At 63.6% G+C, this 16,081-nt stretch carries 17 protein-coding genes; 4 read left to right on the forward strand and 13 right to left on the reverse strand.

The genetic code is table 11. The features are described 5' to 3' along the window. Positions 1–50 precede the first annotated feature (50 nt). The 3 genes from FGK63_RS02715 (at position 51) to FGK63_RS02725 (ending at position 2,847) form a co-directional block, all read left to right on the forward strand. A complete protein-coding gene (locus FGK63_RS02715) occupies positions 51–1,079 on the forward strand; it encodes a lysylphosphatidylglycerol synthase domain-containing protein (RefSeq protein ID WP_138840056.1) in 1,029 nt (342 codons plus the stop codon). Next, complete coding sequence (locus tag FGK63_RS02720) at positions 1,069–2,301, forward strand: MFS transporter (RefSeq protein ID WP_138840057.1); 1,233 nt, start codon at positions 1,069–1,071, stop codon at positions 2,299–2,301. The genes FGK63_RS02715 and FGK63_RS02720 overlap by 11 nt, the downstream gene beginning before the upstream one ends. Before the next feature lie 75 nt (positions 2,302–2,376). Beyond that, entirely contained in the window at positions 2,377–2,847 is a 471-nt protein-coding gene (locus tag FGK63_RS02725; RefSeq protein WP_246043916.1) for an ion channel, read from the forward strand. 18 nt (positions 2,848–2,865) lie between these two features. Here the strand turns inward: FGK63_RS02725 and FGK63_RS02730 are convergent, their stop codons facing one another. The 13 genes from FGK63_RS02730 to FGK63_RS02790 all read right to left on the reverse strand — a co-directional run bounded on the left by FGK63_RS02730 (position 2,866) and on the right by FGK63_RS02790 (position 15,540). After that, complete coding sequence (locus FGK63_RS02730; protein ID WP_246043917.1) at positions 2,866–5,322, reverse strand: phosphoketolase family protein; 2,457 nt, start codon at positions 5,320–5,322, stop codon at positions 2,866–2,868. Positions 5,323–5,411: 89 nt separating this feature from the next. Then, a complete protein-coding gene (gene petA / locus FGK63_RS02735; protein ID WP_171052551.1) occupies positions 5,412–5,960 on the reverse strand; it encodes a ubiquinol-cytochrome c reductase iron-sulfur subunit in 549 nt (182 codons plus the stop codon). Positions 5,961–6,119: 159 nt separating this feature from the next. After that, complete coding sequence (locus FGK63_RS02740; protein ID WP_138840058.1) at positions 6,120–6,563, reverse strand: hypothetical protein; 444 nt, start codon at positions 6,561–6,563, stop codon at positions 6,120–6,122. Further along, positions 6,560–6,898: a DUF2933 domain-containing protein gene (locus tag FGK63_RS02745; RefSeq protein WP_138840059.1), complete on the reverse strand. Its 339-nt coding sequence runs from the start codon at positions 6,896–6,898 to the stop codon at positions 6,560–6,562. Before FGK63_RS02745 ends, FGK63_RS02740 begins: the two co-directional genes overlap by 4 nt. A gap of 5 nt (positions 6,899–6,903) precedes the next feature. Continuing rightward, positions 6,904–8,226, reverse strand: coding sequence for an APC family permease (locus FGK63_RS02750; protein WP_246043919.1), 1,323 nt, complete (start codon positions 8,224–8,226; stop codon positions 6,904–6,906). After that, positions 8,223–9,350, reverse strand: a complete 1,128-nt coding sequence (locus tag FGK63_RS02755; RefSeq protein ID WP_138840060.1) for a saccharopine dehydrogenase family protein — start codon at positions 9,348–9,350, stop codon at positions 8,223–8,225. Before FGK63_RS02755 ends, FGK63_RS02750 begins: the two co-directional genes overlap by 4 nt. Positions 9,351–9,352: 2 nt before the next feature. Next, positions 9,353–11,710, reverse strand: a complete 2,358-nt coding sequence (locus tag FGK63_RS02760) for a copper-transporting P-type ATPase (RefSeq protein WP_171052552.1) — start codon at positions 11,708–11,710, stop codon at positions 9,353–9,355. Between the two features lie 202 nt (positions 11,711–11,912). Beyond that, positions 11,913–12,398 carry a c-type cytochrome gene (locus FGK63_RS02765; protein WP_138840061.1) on the reverse strand — a complete coding sequence of 162 codons (486 nt, stop codon included), beginning with the start codon at positions 12,396–12,398 and terminating at the stop codon, positions 11,913–11,915. A gap of 162 nt (positions 12,399–12,560) precedes the next feature. Further along, a complete protein-coding gene (locus FGK63_RS02770) occupies positions 12,561–13,460 on the reverse strand; it encodes a c-type cytochrome (protein ID WP_138840062.1) in 900 nt (299 codons plus the stop codon). A 9-nt stretch (positions 13,461–13,469) separates the two neighbouring features. Then, positions 13,470–14,039, reverse strand: a complete 570-nt coding sequence (locus FGK63_RS02775) for a c-type cytochrome (protein WP_138840063.1) — start codon at positions 14,037–14,039, stop codon at positions 13,470–13,472. Positions 14,040–14,093: 54 nt separating this feature from the next. Then, positions 14,094–14,435, reverse strand: coding sequence for a hypothetical protein (locus FGK63_RS02780; RefSeq protein ID WP_138840064.1), 342 nt, complete (start codon positions 14,433–14,435; stop codon positions 14,094–14,096). Positions 14,436–14,438: 3 nt separating this feature from the next. Continuing rightward, positions 14,439–14,888 (reverse strand): c-type cytochrome, encoded by a 450-nt coding sequence (locus FGK63_RS02785; protein ID WP_138840446.1) that lies wholly within the window; start codon positions 14,886–14,888, stop codon positions 14,439–14,441. Between the two features lie 70 nt (positions 14,889–14,958). Then, positions 14,959–15,540 carry a L,D-transpeptidase gene (locus FGK63_RS02790; protein ID WP_138840065.1) on the reverse strand — a complete coding sequence of 194 codons (582 nt, stop codon included), beginning with the start codon at positions 15,538–15,540 and terminating at the stop codon, positions 14,959–14,961. A 240-nt stretch (positions 15,541–15,780) separates the two neighbouring features. Between FGK63_RS02790 and FGK63_RS02795 the strand changes: the two genes are divergently transcribed. Further along, positions 15,781–16,056 (forward strand): hypothetical protein, encoded by a 276-nt coding sequence (locus tag FGK63_RS02795; protein WP_138840066.1) that lies wholly within the window; start codon positions 15,781–15,783, stop codon positions 16,054–16,056. Positions 16,057–16,081: the final 25 nt, after the last annotated feature.

A 16,081-nucleotide genomic window follows, 5' to 3' on the forward strand; every position in this document is an offset into this window, starting at 1 on the left:
TGATACGGAGGGTAAAACATTTCGGACGTGAACAGGTGTGAGGGTATCACATGCGGTTCTTCCTCAAACGGTGGTTGCTGCCGGTAGTCGGCTCGGCCTTGGCGCTCTACCTGGTGTTCGCGCTCTATGGCAGCCTCGATTTCCGGCTATTTCTGCAGGGTCTGCGCGGGGCCGACATGGTCTGGATCGCCGTTCTTGCCGCAACCATCCTGCTGGAGCAACTGATGAGCGGATGGAAGTGGCGGCAGATCCTGTTCGACGTGAAACCGGTCGGCACGCTGCGGCTGACCGGGGCGCTGCTGGCGGGGTATGGCGCGAATGTCCTTGTCCCGCTTGGCATCAGCCCGCTGGTCCGGGCCTGGCTGATCGCCCGGTTGGACCAGTTGAGCATGGCGACCGTGCTGGCGACCACGATCATCGCCCGGTTCCTCGACGGCGTGGTTTTTGCGCTTTTTGCCGGGGTTGTGGTCGCCGCCGGCCAGATGCCGCAGATCGAAGGCGAGTTGCGGCTGGGGCTGAGCGTGGCGGGTCTGCTGAATCTCGTGCTCTTCGGCGGGCTGCTCTGGCTGCTGTTCCGGTTCCGCGCGTCGCTGCTCAGCGAAGCCCCCTTGCTCTGCCGCCTCTTCGACTCGGCGGCGGCCCGCATGGGAGCCGATGGCGCGGGCCTGCGCGCCGCATTGGGCGCCGGGATCATCTGGCCGCGGGCGCGGGCCCGCCGCGTCGCCGCCATCGCCGCGGCCGTCGTCGGCAAGCTGGTGGCGACGACCCATTTCCTGTGGGCCGGGCTTGCCGCCGGTGTGGTGCTGAACGTGTGGGATTACCTGTTCCTGATGGTATTTGCCGGGTTCGCCATGGTTCTGGGGCGCTTCGTGCGCATCCCGGCGAGCTTTGTTTTCGGGGCGGGGTTCGCGCTCAAGGCGCTGGGGGTACCGGACGAGACGGCGCTTCTGATGATCCTGTTCAACTACGTACTGACGATCCTTCTCGTTGTCGGGATCGGTCTGACGGTGTTGTGGCAGAGCGGCATCGACATCCGCCGCGCGCGGGCGGAGGCGGAGGCCGCGAAGGGTGGCGCGTGATTCCGAAGAGACGAGATTTTGGCGCATCGCCGGTGCCGGGGCGGCATTTCAGGGCGGATCGGCAGCGGTGGACAGCGCAACGGTGGTGGCGAGCCTGGTGCACATGCTGACCGGCAGCGCGCTGGCGGTCGGCTATGCCAGCGCGGTTCTGCGCCTCGGCTGGCTGTTGCCACAGCTGTTCGTGGGTTACCTCGCTGGCCGCACGGAACGGCGGATGCCGTTCTACGCCGTTGGCGCCTATGGGCGAGCGATCGCGGTCGCGTTGATCGGTCTGCTTCTGTGGTGGGGGGCGGACTGGCCTCCGGTCCCGCTGGCGCTGGCTCTGCTGGCACTCTGGTCGATTTACGCTTTCATCAGCGGTGTCGTGGCGGTGCCCTACAATGACATCGTCGGCAGGGCGATCCCGTCGGAGCGCCGCAGCCGGATGCTGGCCTGGCGCTTTTTCGGTGGCGGCATTCTGGCGGTCCTGGTGGCGGGCCTGCTGCGCCTCGCGCTCAACACGATGCCGCCGCTCACGGCCTATGCGCTGATCTTCGGCCTCGGTGCGGGGCTGATGATCGTCTCGGCAACCCTTTTCGTCTCGGCCGGTGAACCCCCCGCCGTAGCAACAGCGCCGCGCGACCGCTCGGCCGACTTGGCGGCCTTTCTGCGCGAAGGGCTGTCAACGCTGCGGCAGGACCGCCGGTTCCGGCTGTACCTGATCTTCCAATGGCTCGGGGCAGCAACGCTGATGGCGCTGCCGTTCTACGTCGTGATGGCCGCCCGGCAGGGTCTCGGGGCGGCAGAGGTCGGCACGATGCTGGCCGCGCAAACCTTCGGCGCGCTGGCCTCGAACCCGGTCTGGGGTCGCATCGGCGACCACACGGGCAAGCTGCGGCTGTTGCAGATCGTAGCGGTGGTGCGGATGGGGCCTCCGGTCCTTGTCCTGATGCTCGCGGCCATGGATTCGGGTCTGGCGGGGTACGCGGTTCTGTTCTTCCTGATCGGCGCCATGATGAACGGGGTGACCATCGGTTATCTCGGCTTCCTGATGGAGATTTCACCCGACGACCGCCGCCCGGCCTATTCCGCCTGGTTCAACAGCTTCGCGGCCCCGGCGGCGCTGGCGCCTCTGTTGGGTGGAGCGCTGGCCGGTGTGATCGCTATCGAAGCTGTGTTCATTGTTGCGATCTTCGCCGCACTTGCGCAAATCGCGGTTGGTTTGCGGCTGTCTCAAGGCTGAAATCCTACCCATCCAATTGGTTGGTATGTTGTACAGTAACGTGCATTGGCATGTCAGAAAAATGGGAATTGGAAAATGCTGATCGCGGTAATTGGGGCTATCCTGCTCGTCCTGGCAACGACCACACTACACTTGATCACATTGCGTTGGCTTTCCGGGCCATCGGCGTCGATACCAATGGCTCCAAGTTTGCGGATCCTCATGATCGTTCTGGCTGTTTTTCTGGTGCATATGGGCGAAGTTACGCTTTATGCAGTGGCCTATTGGCTTGGGGGCCAGGTTTTTGGGATCGGCAGTTTTGGCGGCGTCCCAACCAATGCGCCGCTGGATTACTTCTACTTCTCGGTGGTCAGCTTTACCTCGCTGGGCATCGGCGAGGTGTTCCCCCACAGCCACCTGCGCTTTTTGACCGGGGTCGAGGCACTGAATGGGCTGTTGCTGATCGCGTGGTCCGCCTCGTTCCTTTTTGTCGCGATGAACCGGCTGTGGGAATGGCAATCATTCTCGGTGCCTGAGGCTGGAGAAACGCCCGATCGGGCCGACTGACCCCCGCGCTCTTCCGCCTCAATCCGTCCAAAGCGCCGACGGCATGCCTTCGCCAGCGATCGCGGCCAACTCGGCTGGCGACAGGAAATCACTGATCGGGCGCGCCAGCAGGTCGGCAGCCTCAGCCACGACATGCGCCCAAGTGGTCCGGTTGGCGAACAGCATCCCGTTCAGATCGAGCGTTCCGCCGTGGTTGATGAACCCCAGCGCGCGGGTTGTCTGGGGGCCACTGTCGATGCGACGCAACGCACCCAGAAACGGCCCGGGCCGGGTATGGGTGACGAACAGACGGGGAACGCCAAGTGGGAAGAAATCGGCGAGCGCCCGGTCGTCGAGGACATATCCGGCCTCGCGCGCGTCGCGGGGCGCGCGCAGCCGTCCCGGCTCGATGACATAGATAAGCGCGCTTTTCACGCCACCTTTCTCGAGCCGGGTCCGCGCGACCCTGCAGATGTCCAGCTGATAGGCGCCGGTTGCCGACAACAGGATCTCCGCCTTCTGCGGGTCGCCGGAAACCACCGCCGCCCCGTCGGCCAGCATCTGTTCCGCCTGCGCCGCGCCAATGACGCTGGTGACCGGCTGCTTGGGCACGACCATGACCGCGAGCCGCCCGTGGCTTCGATACACGCTCGACAGGGCCGCCGCCGTGCTGGTGGCGTCGGGCGGAAACAGCACCGACACCGCGTCGGCCATTTCGCTCAGCAGCACTTCGGGGAGGGTAGTGTCCTGGTGCGAGATCTCGTTCTTTGCGTTTTCCCATGCGTGCGAGGTCAGCACAATCGGCACCGACAGCCAGCCGGGCGGGCGGCCAGCCGCCGCCAGTTGCCGGGCAAAGGTGATTTCCTGCCGGATCGCGCCCAGCATCTTGGGGGCGAAGGCCTCGTAGGTCACGACCAGATTGATGCCACCCTTGTTGCCAAGCGCGGCACAGACCACTGCCTCTTCGTTGAGCGCGGTGATGACGCCGCCAGTCTGGGACTCGGCAATCCCCGCCTCGGGATCGAAGACGCGGTGTTTCAGCGTGTCCAGCGTCTCGTCGAGCCGGTTGCTGCGCAATTCATCCGGGTTGCCCACTCTTGGGCGCAGATGGGGGTTTGCCCCGACAATGGCGCAGAACTGACGATCAAGCGCTGTCATCGGCGACACTGTCTCGCCGAGCGGATAAACCGCGGCAACCGGAATGTCCGGCTGCGCGATCCGCCTCGTCGCCATAGGATGATCGCGCTCTTTCGGCCGGTTCTGGCGCTCATGGGTGGTCAGTTCCGTCACTGCGTCGCGCAGGATTTGTTCCGGAACGTGTAGGTGGCTGGCGCCATCGTTGAACATCCGGCGGCTCTCGGCGTCTGTCGCTGGATTTCCGGGAAGCGGCAGGTTGTGCGCACGGTTTGTTCCTGCGCCGGGAAAGCCGAAGCCTTTGGTTGTTTCGGCAATACCGTAGCCCAACCTCTCTTGCGGAATCGAGCCGCCATTGTCAGCCGCAGCAGTATCGTACCCGCTTTCGATGGCATAGATGCCCCACAGGATGCTGGCCGGGTCGCGCCCGTCCAGTCCGATCGGATTGAACCCGTTCAGGCGCAGATGATGATCCAGCCACCGCTCACCACCCTGTTGCGCGATCTGCGTCCGCTGCTCGATGCGGCGACCATTCAGGATCATGATCGGCGCCACCAGACCGCAATCTTCGGCCCGCCACCAGCGCGGTGCCCAGTCGCTGCCGCGCTGCTCCTCGAACGCCCCGTCGCTGAGAAATGCAACGAGGCGCTCGCCTTTCAACGGCGCATGCACATAGTGCAGTTCAGCGAATCCGAGATAGCCGCCTTCCTGAATGCCGCCGGCGGTATGGGCGTTGACATGCGAGCCCAGCGGAGAGACCTGCGAGCCGTCAGGGCCGACCTCGCAGGAGTAGAAATCCGACACGAACCGTGTCATACCCGCGTTGGTGAGATCGTAGCGCGCGGCATGTGAGGGCGTCATGTTGCCGACCAGCAGGTTGACCGCGTCGATCGCCGCGACGCAATGGCCCTGCCCCATCATCCAGCTGCGGGTGCGCCCGTCGAGCGCGTTGAGGGCCAGGTAGGCGACATAGGCCGGCACCATATTCAGCGATCCACCGGTATGGCCCTGTGGGTTGTCCTTGAACGCGTTGGCAGCAAGTGCCTTGCCATCAAGCCGCACGTTCTTGGCGTAGGTCATATGCACCACCAGCCACATAGCTGCGTTGGCGATCATGTCGGCGGCGCGCAGCCTGCGATAGCCGGTCGCCGTGTCCGGCAGGCTGCCCGTCTCGACCAGCACCCTGACCATCTCATGTATCCTGACCTGCGTAAGGTCATCATGGGGGATGACCCCGGCTCCGGCCGCCCAAGCGGCGAAATCGGCGTCCCGGCTGCGATATTGTTCGGCCCGTTGCGAGATCTCGCGCCGGTTCGGCACGGACAGGTCATCGCATGTGCCGCATGTCATGATTTCCCGCATCGTTGAGCTCCTGTCGCATTGCCGCAGTCACCGGCCGCCGGCGGTCCGGCTGCCCCTGCGTGTTTCCTCTTTTGCCCGGCCCCGTCCGGTCAGCCGATCTTGACCAGCGTGCCGGTCACGAACTCATAAGGTGGCATTTCGAGGTTTCGCGGTGCCGGTCCTTTTCTAATCCGCCCAGAGGTGTCGTAGTGCGAGCCGTGGCAAGGGCAGAACCAGCCGTTCCAGTTCCCGGTAGAGTCGCTGCCGCCCTGCCCCAGCGGGATGCAGCCCAAATGGGTGCAGACCCCGACCACCACCAGCCATTCCGGTCGTTGGACACGCTCGGCATCCGGTTCCGGATCGATCATCGGCGCGTTGTCATCTGCCCGCGCCTGTGCGATCCGCTCCTCTGTACGGTGGTCTATGAAGACCGGCTTGCCCTTCCATTTCAGCGTGATGCGGCTACCGGCCTCGATGCCCTCAAGATCGATATCCACCACCGCCAGCGCCGACACGTCAGCGCTGGGGTTCATGCTGTTGATCAAAGGCCAGACTGCGGCGCCGGTGGCGACGATCGCCGCGCCGCCTGTCGCAAAAAACAGGAAATCGCGGCGGGTCTCGGACTCTTGCGTTTGCTGTCTTGTTGAGGCGTGAGACATGATGCTCCTCCTTTTCATCCGATCTATGTCCTCCGCGGCCAGCATGGGCGCGGCTCGGTAGATCTATCGAAATGGTCATTTTCCCATTCGTCGTGTTGTCCTCTCCGGCTTTGCGGTTCATTGTCGACAGTCAGTCAAATGGATTCCGAGATCGCCTCCTTACTCAGATCCGCGCGAAAGTACTGGAATGCGGGTCCGGCCATACTGCAGCCAACCATAGAGCGGGCCGCCCACTAAGGCCGGAATGACTCCGGCAGCAATGAAAAGCCCGTTATTCTCCGGTCCCCCGAAATAGCCAATCCGGATGTCGATTTGGCTGCACAGCCATGCGCAATAGCTGCCAACTACGGCGACGATGAGCGCCGCCCGCCACAATGCGGCGTTGCCCCGGAGCCGAGGCTCCACCCATACCAGCGTTCCGGCTCCGATCACCGCCCCCATCGCCAACCCGCAGGTCAGGGTCCAGACTGCCTTGCCGACCAGGCTATCTTGCGGAAATAACAGCATTCCCCAAGCGCCCAGATAGAAAAGTTCCACCAAGGTGGTCAGCAGAACAGCCGTGCCTAGGACGGTAAAAACTCGGGTTGAGGACAGGGCAGTCAAGGTTTGTTACCTCCACCTCCGTGCCCGCCATGGCCGCGATGCATCAGGAAATGCATTCCAAGGCAGATCAACAGGAACAGTGCCGAGGTTCCGGCACCGGAAAACAGGACGTCCCGGTATTCCCAGCTCAGAACGCCGGCTCCAACGACAAGGGCAATGGCAAGCGGCAGCCAACGGCGATTTAGTCCCTTGGGCGGGGACTCCGCCGTTGAGCGTGGATCCTCTTTCTTATCATGCACGTGTCTCTCTCCATCACGGTCTGAAGAGTTCGAAGGATGATGTGAAACGGCGCTCCCCTGTTTGTTTTCGCTGCCGTCAATTGCTTGAAAACTCATTGCAATCACTCCTCTTGGGTTTTGGTCCATTGATCGAGAAACACCCGCTCATAGGCGAAGACCAAAGCTATCCCTACGACCGCATAGATCACGATCATCGGGTCCGACCGCCATTTCAGGGTGGTAAAGGCCACCAGCACCACCGCGTCCAACAGCAGTGCAGTCAACAGGATCCATCCGCGTGCGGCGATCTGATCTCGCAGATTGCGCCAGACGCCCCAGTGCACCGCCATGTCCATGACTAGATAAAAGAACGCGCCCAGTGAGGCGATGCGCGACAGATCGAACAGCACGGTCAGAAGCCCGGCAATAACCACGGTGTAGATCAAAGTGTGCGACTGGATGGTTCCGGACATGCCGAAATGGCTGTGCGGAATCATCTTCATGTCGGTCAGCATCGCCAGCATCCGCGAAACCGCAAAGACGCTCGCGATGATGCCCGAGGCCGTTGCCACCATCGCCAGCGCCACTGTCAGGTAGAACCCGCTTCGGCCCAGAACTGGCTCGGCGGCCTCGGCCAGGGCGTAATCCTGTGCCGCACGGATCTGCTCGGACGGAAGGCTCGCGCCCACGGCGAAAGCGACCAGCAGGTAGACCACAACGCAGATTGCGATCGAGATCATGATGGTGCGTCCGACATTGCGATGCGGATCCACGATCTCGGCGCCGCTGTTGGTGATGGTGGTGAAGCCCTTGAACGCGAGGATCGACAGGGCTACCGACGCGACAAACCCCAACGGTGCGGTCTTTTCCGATCCATTCGCCTGCCAGTCCCCGCCGCTGGCCCAAAGCGCAGCAATGCCAAAGAGCGCAATCCCACCGATCTTGAAACCCGACATGACGATCGACCACAGCCCGACTGACCGGTTGCCGGAGGCGTTGATCACATAGGCAAAGATGATCAATCCGACACCGATGACCGGCACCAGAGGTCCTCCCTCGATGTCGAAGGGCCTGAGCGCGTAGGTGGCGAAAGTACGGGCAACAAGGCTTTCGTTGATGACCATGGACAGCGCCATCAGCAGCGAGGCCGCCGCCGCGACGGCCCCTGGCCCGTAGGCTTTGGTCAGGATCATGGCGATGCCACCGGATGATGGCCAAGTATTCGACATGGCGATGTATGTGTAGGCGCTAAACGAGGTGACGATGGCCCCGGCAATGAATGACAGAGGAAACCAAGGGCCAGCCAGCCCGGCGATCTGACCGGTCAGAGCAAAGATGCCCGCGCCGATCATAACCCCGGTGCCCATTGCCACCGCCCCGATTAGAGAGATCGACCCGGCCGTCAGGCCGCCATCCTTGCCATGTGCCATGTGCTGTTGCGTCATCCAGCCACCTCCTTCCCCTGTTTTCCAAACTCCGTTTCGCCGCCCGGTTCCCCGTCCAGACGCGCCTCGGGCTGGACCGCCCGGATCACCGCGACCGCCTCGTCCAGCTTCAGGACGTCGGCCGCCGTAAGGGTCGTGCTGCTGGTCACGGACAACGCCGGGGCTGCCATCGCCGTGGCAGCGATGACCGCCGCCGTCGCGGCGCTCTGGCCCCCGGTGGCAAAGCGCAGCTCCCCCGTTTTCCGCCCCCCACCGTCGAAGCCGCGCACAACAACACCGGTCGAGGCCGGTCCGAACGCCGGCATGTACAGCAGGCCGCGGGCGATCCTGCTGGCATTGCGGGACAGGACACCGTACCCAGACCACCGCAACAGCCGCTCCGCGGCGGTGGTGGCCCAAGGTGGATCCAGCGCCAGGTAGCTCAGAACGGTGGTGCGCGGCCCGGGAAGTTCCCCGGCAAGCACCGATTGCTCGACGAAAGGAAAGCTCAGGGCGGCCCGGTCGGGGAATCCGCTGCGGAACGGAAAGAGGCCCCGCAACTGCCCCGGGCGCAAGGACTGCACTACCCCGTCGACCGTCGCGTCATAGGGAGTGTCGATCGCAGACAGAAACCACTCGGTGGCGGCAAGACCGGCGTGTTTGCCCAAGCCCAGTTCCACGGCGATCTCCAGACGCCGGGTCTTCGGGTGCCCGTCGGCCACCCGGCGCGCCATCATGTTGGTCAGTCCGGGTGCCACGCCCGCGCAGTCCACCAGATAGCCCGGCCCGGCAGCCTCGTCCGCAGCCCGGCGCAGGGACCGCACATAGTCCGGGCTGGCGGAACTGTCGATGAAGACCGCACCGCGCCGGATGGTCTCGTACACGAGCGCCGGAGACGTGCGCTCGGTCAGGTTGATCACCCGGTCCCCCCTGTGCAGCGGCAGGGTGGCGTCCGGCCGGGTCAGGTCCAATTGCACATGGCGTGGCCACCCGGTCAGTGCGCCCTGCTCCTGGGCGCGGCGTGACACGGTGATGACCTCGCCGACCCGCTTTCGCGGCAGCAGGAGCGCAACCTGACGGCCCACGGTGCCCGTGCCGCCCAGGATCCAGACCCGGGTCTTGTCGGTCGCCATGGGCCGGGACATGTTCATATCTTCCCCCCCCTGAGCCTGAGCGCATTCAACACCACCGAAATCGACGAGGCGCTCATGGCGAAGGCGGCGAACATCGGGCTGATCAGGATGCCGAAGACCGGGAACAGAACACCGGCCGCCACCGGCACGCCCGAGGCGTTGTAGATCAGCGCGAAGAACAGGTTCTGGCGGATGTTGCGCATCGTGGCGCGGGCCAGTTTCCGGGCACGTACGATGCCGTCGAGGTTGCCCTTGACCAGCGTGAAACCCGCGCTTTCGATCGCAACGTCGGCGCCGGTGCCCATGGCGATGCCGACATCGGCCTGCGCCAAGGCCGGAGCATCGTTCACGCCGTCGCCAGCCATGGCCACCTTGCGGCCCTGCTCCTGCAGCTCGCGGATGATGCGGGCCTTGTCCTCGGGCAGAACGTCGGCGCGGATCTCGTCGATGCCCAGACGCTCGGCAACCGCCTTGGCGGTGCGTTCATTGTCACCGGTGGCCATGATGATACGGAAGCCCAGGTCATGAAGCGCCTCCAGAGCGGCAGGGGTCGTTTCCTTGACCGGATCGGCAACGCTGACCAGCCCTGCCACCTCTCCGTCAAGCACCACGAACATCACCGTTTCGCCTTCGTCGCGGCGGGCATTGGCCTTTTCGGTCAGGTCCGCCGCCTCCAACCCCAGATCCGTGACCAGCTTCAGGTTGCCCAGCGCGACGGGGCGGTCATCCACCCTGCCCTTCACGCCCTTGCCGGTCACGGCTTCGAAATCAGTTGCCTCCGACAGCGCCACGCCGCGCTCTTCGGCCCCTTCGACGATCGCCTCGGCCAAGGGGTGTTCCGAGCCCTTCTCCAGCGTTGCGGCAAGGCGCAGCACCTCGGTCTCGTCATGGCCGGGTTCGGGCAGCACGGCCACGAGCCGCGGCTTGCCCATCGTCAGGGTGCCGGTCTTGTCGACGATCAGCGTATCGACCTTTTCGAACCGCTCCAACGCCTCGGCGTTCTTGATCAGCACCCCAGCCTGCGCGCCGCGCCCGGTGGCGGTCATGATCGACATCGGCGTTGCCAGACCCAAAGCGCAGGGACAGGCAATGATCAGCACCGCCACCGCGGCGACCAGCGCGTAGCTGAGCCCCGGATCCGGCCCCCAGATCGCCCAGCCGATGAAGGCCAGCACAGCGATGGCGATCACCGCCGGCACGAACAAGCCCGCCACCATGTCCGCGTATTTCTGGATCGGCGCGCGGCTTCGCTGTGCATTCGCCACCATCTCGACGATCTGGGACAGCATCGTGTCGGCACCCACTCTCGTCGCTTCGATTACCAGACTGCCGGTGCCGTTGATCGTGGCGCCGGTGACGGGCTCGCCCTCAACCTTCTCAACCGGCACCGGTTCACCCGAGATCATGCTCTCATCGACCGAGGAACGTCCTTCCAGCACCACCCCGTCCACCGGAATCTTGTCACCGGGGCGCACGCGCAACCGATCACCCACCTGCACGTCCTCCAGCGGGATCTCTTCCTCGCTGCCATCGCTGCGGATGATCCGGGCGGTCTTGGCCGCCATATCCAGAAGTGCCCGGATCGCCTTGCCGGTGCCCTCGCGGGCGCGCAACTCCATCACCTGCCCCAACAGAACCAGCGTGACGATCACCGCCGCCGCCTCGAAATAGACACCGACATGGCCCTCTTCGTCGCGGAAGCCGTCGGGGAAGATGCCCGGCGCCAGCACCGCCACCACGCTGAAAGCCCAAGCCGCCAGTACCCCCATGCCGATGAGTGAGAACATGTTGAGGTTCATGGTGCGGAAGGAAGCCCAGCCGCGTGTCAGGAACGGCCATCCGCACCACATCACGACCGGTGTGCCGAGCACCAATTCGATCCAGAGCGTCGTGCGTTCACCAAAGATGTCGCGCACGCCAGTGAGTCCGAGAAAAGGTCCCATCGTGAGGACCAGAAGCGGCAGCGTCAGAACCGCCCCGACCCACAACCGGCGCGTGAAATCCACCAACTCCGGGTTTGGGGTGTCGTCGGCCATGGTCGCGGACTCAAGCTCCAGCCCCATGCCACAGAGCGGGCAGGAGCCCGGATGCGTCTGCCGTACCTGCGGGTGCATCGGACAGGTGTAGACAGGGCCGGAATGGCCGGCCGGTACGGTGTCGTAACTTCCGTTTCCAGATTTTCCGCCCCCGTTCTGATGTGCAGCATGGCCGCCAGGCGCACCTGCATGTTCCGCCTCGTCTTCAGGTACAAGGTGCATCCCGCAAATCGGACAATCCTCAGGCTCGGCGCTGCGGACCTCGGGATGCATCGGGCAGGTATAGACTGCCGGTACGGTGTGCTGTGAGGTGGTTTCCTTGGTCTGGTCATTCATGATCATCGTCCTTCTGACCTGTGTTCGACCTCGAATATGGGGCTTCCAGTGGCTGGAAGGTCAAGCCCGCCGTTACCTCCGGAACAGCCCGCGCAAGCAGCGGTGCGAGCCCGATGGCGTTGCTGTCATGCGGGATGCTGACGGTGGTGACGATGCGACGGGCGCCACCGCGATAAACGCGCAGGCAGCAGTGTGATCCTCGTCAATTTCCCTTCATTTGTTCCGCCAGTGTGCGCTGCTGCTGAAGCTCCCGCTCCCGCTCCGGCCAGCTCGTTTTGATGAAGGCAAGAATGTCCCAGATCTCTTGATCTGAGAGGCTGTCCGCAAAACCCGGCATACCGCTGTTCACACCGGTCACGCCCATTCGCTTCAACATCTCAGCGCCGCCCAGCTTGGTGTAATCGAACAACAATCCGTCGCCGTGGTGCCAGGTGTGGCCGGTCCGATCATGCGGCGGAGCCGGAAGCACGCCATCTTCACCCGGCGACCGCCAGTCCGGCTGACCTTCAAGGTTCGCGCCATGACAGGACGCGCAGTTCTCGGCATAAAGCACCGCGCCGCGTGCCGGATCACCCAGATCAGCTTTTCTGTCGGCGCCCTGACCTATCACCACGATCACGACAGCGATCGCGGCCAGCACGAAAAACCCCGAAAGTGTCACCCATCTCATTGAAACGCCGATACTCATACCGCGCTGACCTTTCCGGACCGGGCCTCGATGGTCCGGGGGCCAGAGGTTGCCCCTCCGGTATCCGGCAAGATGGACGGCTTTAAGGTGCCTGCTTGGAACCGCCGGCGATCCAAGATCATTCTTTTGTCCTTTTCGCTGCTTGTCGTCACCGGCATCCGCCTACCCGCCCTCGTGTTCGTCCAGCAGGTAGGTGGCCATCGCCAACCGGTCCTCGTCGGTCAGAAAGCCGGTTCCGTAGAGCACAACCTCTCCCATTGCGCCGCCAAAGGCATCGCCGTCCGGGGTGATGCCGGTGCGCAGCGCATAGGCCAGGCTATCCACCGTCCAGCCGCGCTCTCGCAGGGTTTCGAAATCGATGGCGGGGGCCTTGCCGCCACCGGGCAGCGAATCGTTGCCCTTGAAGTGTTCGGTGTCCAACTTGCGCGCGCCGGCGATGTTGCGCCCGGTATGACAGGCGGCACAATGCGCCGCACCCTCGACAAGCAGCCGTCCGCGGTTCCACACGTCGCCGTTGCCAGCAATCGGCTCGGTGCGCGGCGGTTCGAGGAAAGCCGCCCGCCACAGCTTCAGCCCCCAACGCTGGTTGAAGGGAAAGGCCATCTCCTGGTCCTTCGACGGCTCCGCCACCGGTGGAACCGTTTGGAAGGCAGCCCACAGGTCGGCGATGTCCTGATCCGTGAAGTTTGCGTAGAACGGATAGGTGAAGGCCGGGTAGTAGGGCTGCCCGTCGGGCGACACGCCCTGCCGGACGGCACGGGCAAATTCCTCCATCGTCCAGCCGCCGATGCCGTGCTCGGGATCGGTGGTCAGATTGGGCGAATAGAGCGTGCCGAAGGGCGTCTGCAGTTTCACGCCGCCGGCCAGCGGCGCGCCGCCCTCGGCGGCGTTGGTGTGACAGGCAATGCAACCGCTGGCACGGGCCAGGTAGGCTCCCCGATTGACGTCGCCCTCAAGATCAAGCGACTCCAGAGGCAGGCCGATCGGCCAGGCAATCACCGCAGCGAGGCCTGCCGACGCCGTAACGGCGGCGGCAAGGCCAAAACGGAAAACACGTCTCATTTGCTTTCCTCATTCCGACCGGAACCGGGTGTGGCAGGCCGAGCAGGTCTGGCTCAGCATCATGAAGACGCCATCGGCGGGCATCTCCGACAGTTTCTCGCGGCCGGGTACGCCCCCCATCATCATGCCGGACCCCATCATGGAGCCGCCCATCATCGAGCCTCCGGCCATCATGCCTGCGCCCTGCCCTGAACCGGACATCATCAGCCCGTTCCCCGCGGCCAGTGCCAGACCCTCGGCATAGGTGTGCAGCTGGTCCGCCAGTTCGGAAAACGCGTCCCAGTCCTGCCAGATCTCGGGCTTAGCTTCCGAGGGCATGCCATCCGATCCCTCCGGGAACAGCTTCGTCATAGCCTCGCCCGCGTGATGCTCAAGCTTTTCCGCCTCGCGCCGGACGGTGTCCTCATCGTAAGGCTCTTTGCCCTGCATCATTGGCGTCAGCACCTTGATGCTGTCCTTCATGGCCGACATTCCGTCCATGCGCTCCTTGACGACGCCCGTCGCCCCACCATGCGCGAGGGCGGTGACGGCAATCATCGACGCCGTGACGGCGCCCGTTGTCAGTTTGAAAATCGTCATTGTTCTGTCCTGTATGACTGCTGCAACGCGCCTCGTGCAGGCGCAGCTCATGTTTCAGGACAATGCGCGCGGCGGCGGTGGATCAAACGTGGAGACAGCCAAAACCCGGAACTGACCCTTGGGGATGGCATGTGTGTCTACGGCCGAGAACGGCTCGGGCGCAGTCGGCCCCGCCACGACCATGGCGACGCCGTTGCAGAAAGAGCCGCCGTGACAATGGCCAGGGTGGCCCTTTTCAACGTGATCGGGATCAGGAGTATCCGGGTCCAGCGGAGCGTGAACCGCCCCGTCGCCGCCATGAGCGAAGGCCGGCTCGGGCGCGAGCAGGAAGCCAGCGATGAAAAGACCCACCGCCAAAAGCCAACACCCGAAAACATTGCCCGTCTTGCCCGTCACGGTTCAGTTTATCCCGTTTTCCCGCTGCAACTCTCTCACATAGGCAACGATGCCTTTCACGTTCCCGCGGGTCAAGCCTTCGACCGGCGGCATGTTGCCGAAGCGCCAGTGATGCGCCCTGACCCCGTTCTGCACGGCAAGAAAGAACGCCTCGTCTGAATGGTGGCTCGGCTCGTAGATCTTATGCACAAGCGGCGGTGCCGACCCTTCCAGACCTGTCGCGTCGGTTCCGTGGCAGGCGGCGCATTTCGTATCGAACGCCGTTTTTCCAGAAGCCGCCAACGGGCTGAACTCGGCGGGCAGCCGTACCTCGGCGATCGGATCACCCGCTGACAGCATCGACGTGTCGGGCGGTGTCATCGAATGCCCGGAGGGTTGTTGGTTAAGATTGTAAACGAATGCTGCTACGCCAGCGACCAGAACGCCGCCGATCAGTAGTGTGAGCTTGTCCATTTTTCCTGTTTCATTTGGTTTCTGGTTGTCACTTCCTTCGTCGGTTCGCACCGAAGCGCCCTGACAAAGGTCAAATCAATTTCACCTGCGTGCCAACCTCGGCAAGCTCGAAAAGTTCGGCGATCTGCTCATTGTAGAGCCCAATGCAGCCGTTCGACGATTTTCGCCCGATCTTGCGCGTGTCGTTGGTGCCGTGGATGCGATAGTACTGCCAACTTAGATAAAGCGCATGTGTGCCCAAGGGGTTGTCCGGGCCTGGGCCCACGAAATCCGGCCACTCCGGGTTGCGTTCCTTCATCGAAGGTGTCGGCCGCCAGGACGGACCTTCGACCTTGCGGATAATGGTGGTGTGGCCCAGTTTCGTCAGATCATCCGACAGCGGAACGCTCGTAGGGTACATCCGGTAGACGCTTTCATCCTCGGACCAGTATTGCAGCACCTTGGATCCGGTGTCGGACAGGATGGCGCCGTTCCTGAGCGAGTCGAAATGGTCCTGCCACTTGGCGACGCTGAATGAAGAAACATTCCGGCGGATTCCGGAAATCTCGTCGGGCTGCGCCCAAACGGCAGGTGCCGGAAACAGCGTCGCTGCCCCCACGCCAGCAATCACGTTTCGACGGGATAATCTTCCGCGCTTTCTGCTCTGTCCCATTCCTGCCTCCTGGGATCGTTGTTCACTTGTGCCTCCAACATCCCAAATGCCCGCTTCCCGCGCTGGAAGGTCAACACGTTTCCCTGCTCACAATCCGGTGAGCGCCTGTCTTTGTGTGTGCGGATTGCCACCCTGACCGTAAACGGCCGCGCCGCATGTACTTGACCTAATTGCCGACAGCGCCAGCGGATGCCAAAGTATCTGGAAACGAGGACTGAAAATAAGACGGGGAAACACGGGATGGCCGCGACGAGAGTATTCTGGATTTTGCCCATACTTGCGGCTGTTGCAGCCTGTTCCGCCACCGTTCCCGGTTCGGGTGATGCCGATGCGGGAACCCTCGCAAGACTGCCCGACAGCGTCGTCGCCATAGCGGCCCCCTACCAGGATCTGAGTGAAGTTCGCATAATGCCGGACGATGGCTGCTACTGGTACCGGCACACCGGTCCTGTCGAGACCACCTATCTGCCGTTGCGAACCGTCGAAGGCCGCCCGATCTGCACCCGCGTGCAGTAGGTTCTTTCGGCTGAGGCCGGTCGCA

This window comes from Ruegeria sediminis (assembly GCF_005938215.1).
In the GTDB taxonomy this organism is placed as follows: Bacteria; Pseudomonadota; Alphaproteobacteria; order Rhodobacterales; family Rhodobacteraceae; genus Ruegeria; species Ruegeria sediminis.

Bases quoted from the DNA above. Each gene is read 5' to 3' on its own strand.
- FGK63_RS02715 (WP_138840056.1), top strand. From the start codon at position 51: ATGCGGTTCTTCCTCAAACGGTGGTTGCTGCCGGTAGTCGGCTCGGCC.
- FGK63_RS02725 (WP_246043916.1), top strand. From the start codon at position 2,377: ATGCTGATCGCGGTAATTGGGGCTATCCTGCTCGTCCTGGCAACGACC.
- FGK63_RS02730 (WP_246043917.1), bottom strand. From the start codon at position 5,322: ATGCGGGAAATCATGACATGCGGCACATGCGATGACCTGTCCGTGCCG.
- petA (WP_171052551.1), bottom strand. From the start codon at position 5,960: ATGTCTCACGCCTCAACAAGACAGCAAACGCAAGAGTCCGAGACCCGC.
- FGK63_RS02745 (WP_138840059.1), bottom strand. From the start codon at position 6,898: ATGAGTTTTCAAGCAATTGACGGCAGCGAAAACAAACAGGGGAGCGCC.
- FGK63_RS02750 (WP_246043919.1), bottom strand. From the start codon at position 8,226: ATGACGCAACAGCACATGGCACATGGCAAGGATGGCGGCCTGACGGCC.
- FGK63_RS02755 (WP_138840060.1), bottom strand. From the start codon at position 9,350: ATGTCCCGGCCCATGGCGACCGACAAGACCCGGGTCTGGATCCTGGGC.
- FGK63_RS02760 (WP_171052552.1), bottom strand. From the start codon at position 11,710: ATGAATGACCAGACCAAGGAAACCACCTCACAGCACACCGTACCGGCA.
- FGK63_RS02765 (WP_138840061.1), bottom strand. From the start codon at position 12,398: ATGAGTATCGGCGTTTCAATGAGATGGGTGACACTTTCGGGGTTTTTC.
- FGK63_RS02770 (WP_138840062.1), bottom strand. From the start codon at position 13,460: ATGAGACGTGTTTTCCGTTTTGGCCTTGCCGCCGCCGTTACGGCGTCG.
- FGK63_RS02775 (WP_138840063.1), bottom strand. From the start codon at position 14,039: ATGACGATTTTCAAACTGACAACGGGCGCCGTCACGGCGTCGATGATT.
- FGK63_RS02785 (WP_138840446.1), bottom strand. From the start codon at position 14,888: ATGGACAAGCTCACACTACTGATCGGCGGCGTTCTGGTCGCTGGCGTA.
- FGK63_RS02790 (WP_138840065.1), bottom strand. From the start codon at position 15,540: ATGGGACAGAGCAGAAAGCGCGGAAGATTATCCCGTCGAAACGTGATT.
- FGK63_RS02795 (WP_138840066.1), top strand. From the start codon at position 15,781: ATGGCCGCGACGAGAGTATTCTGGATTTTGCCCATACTTGCGGCTGTT.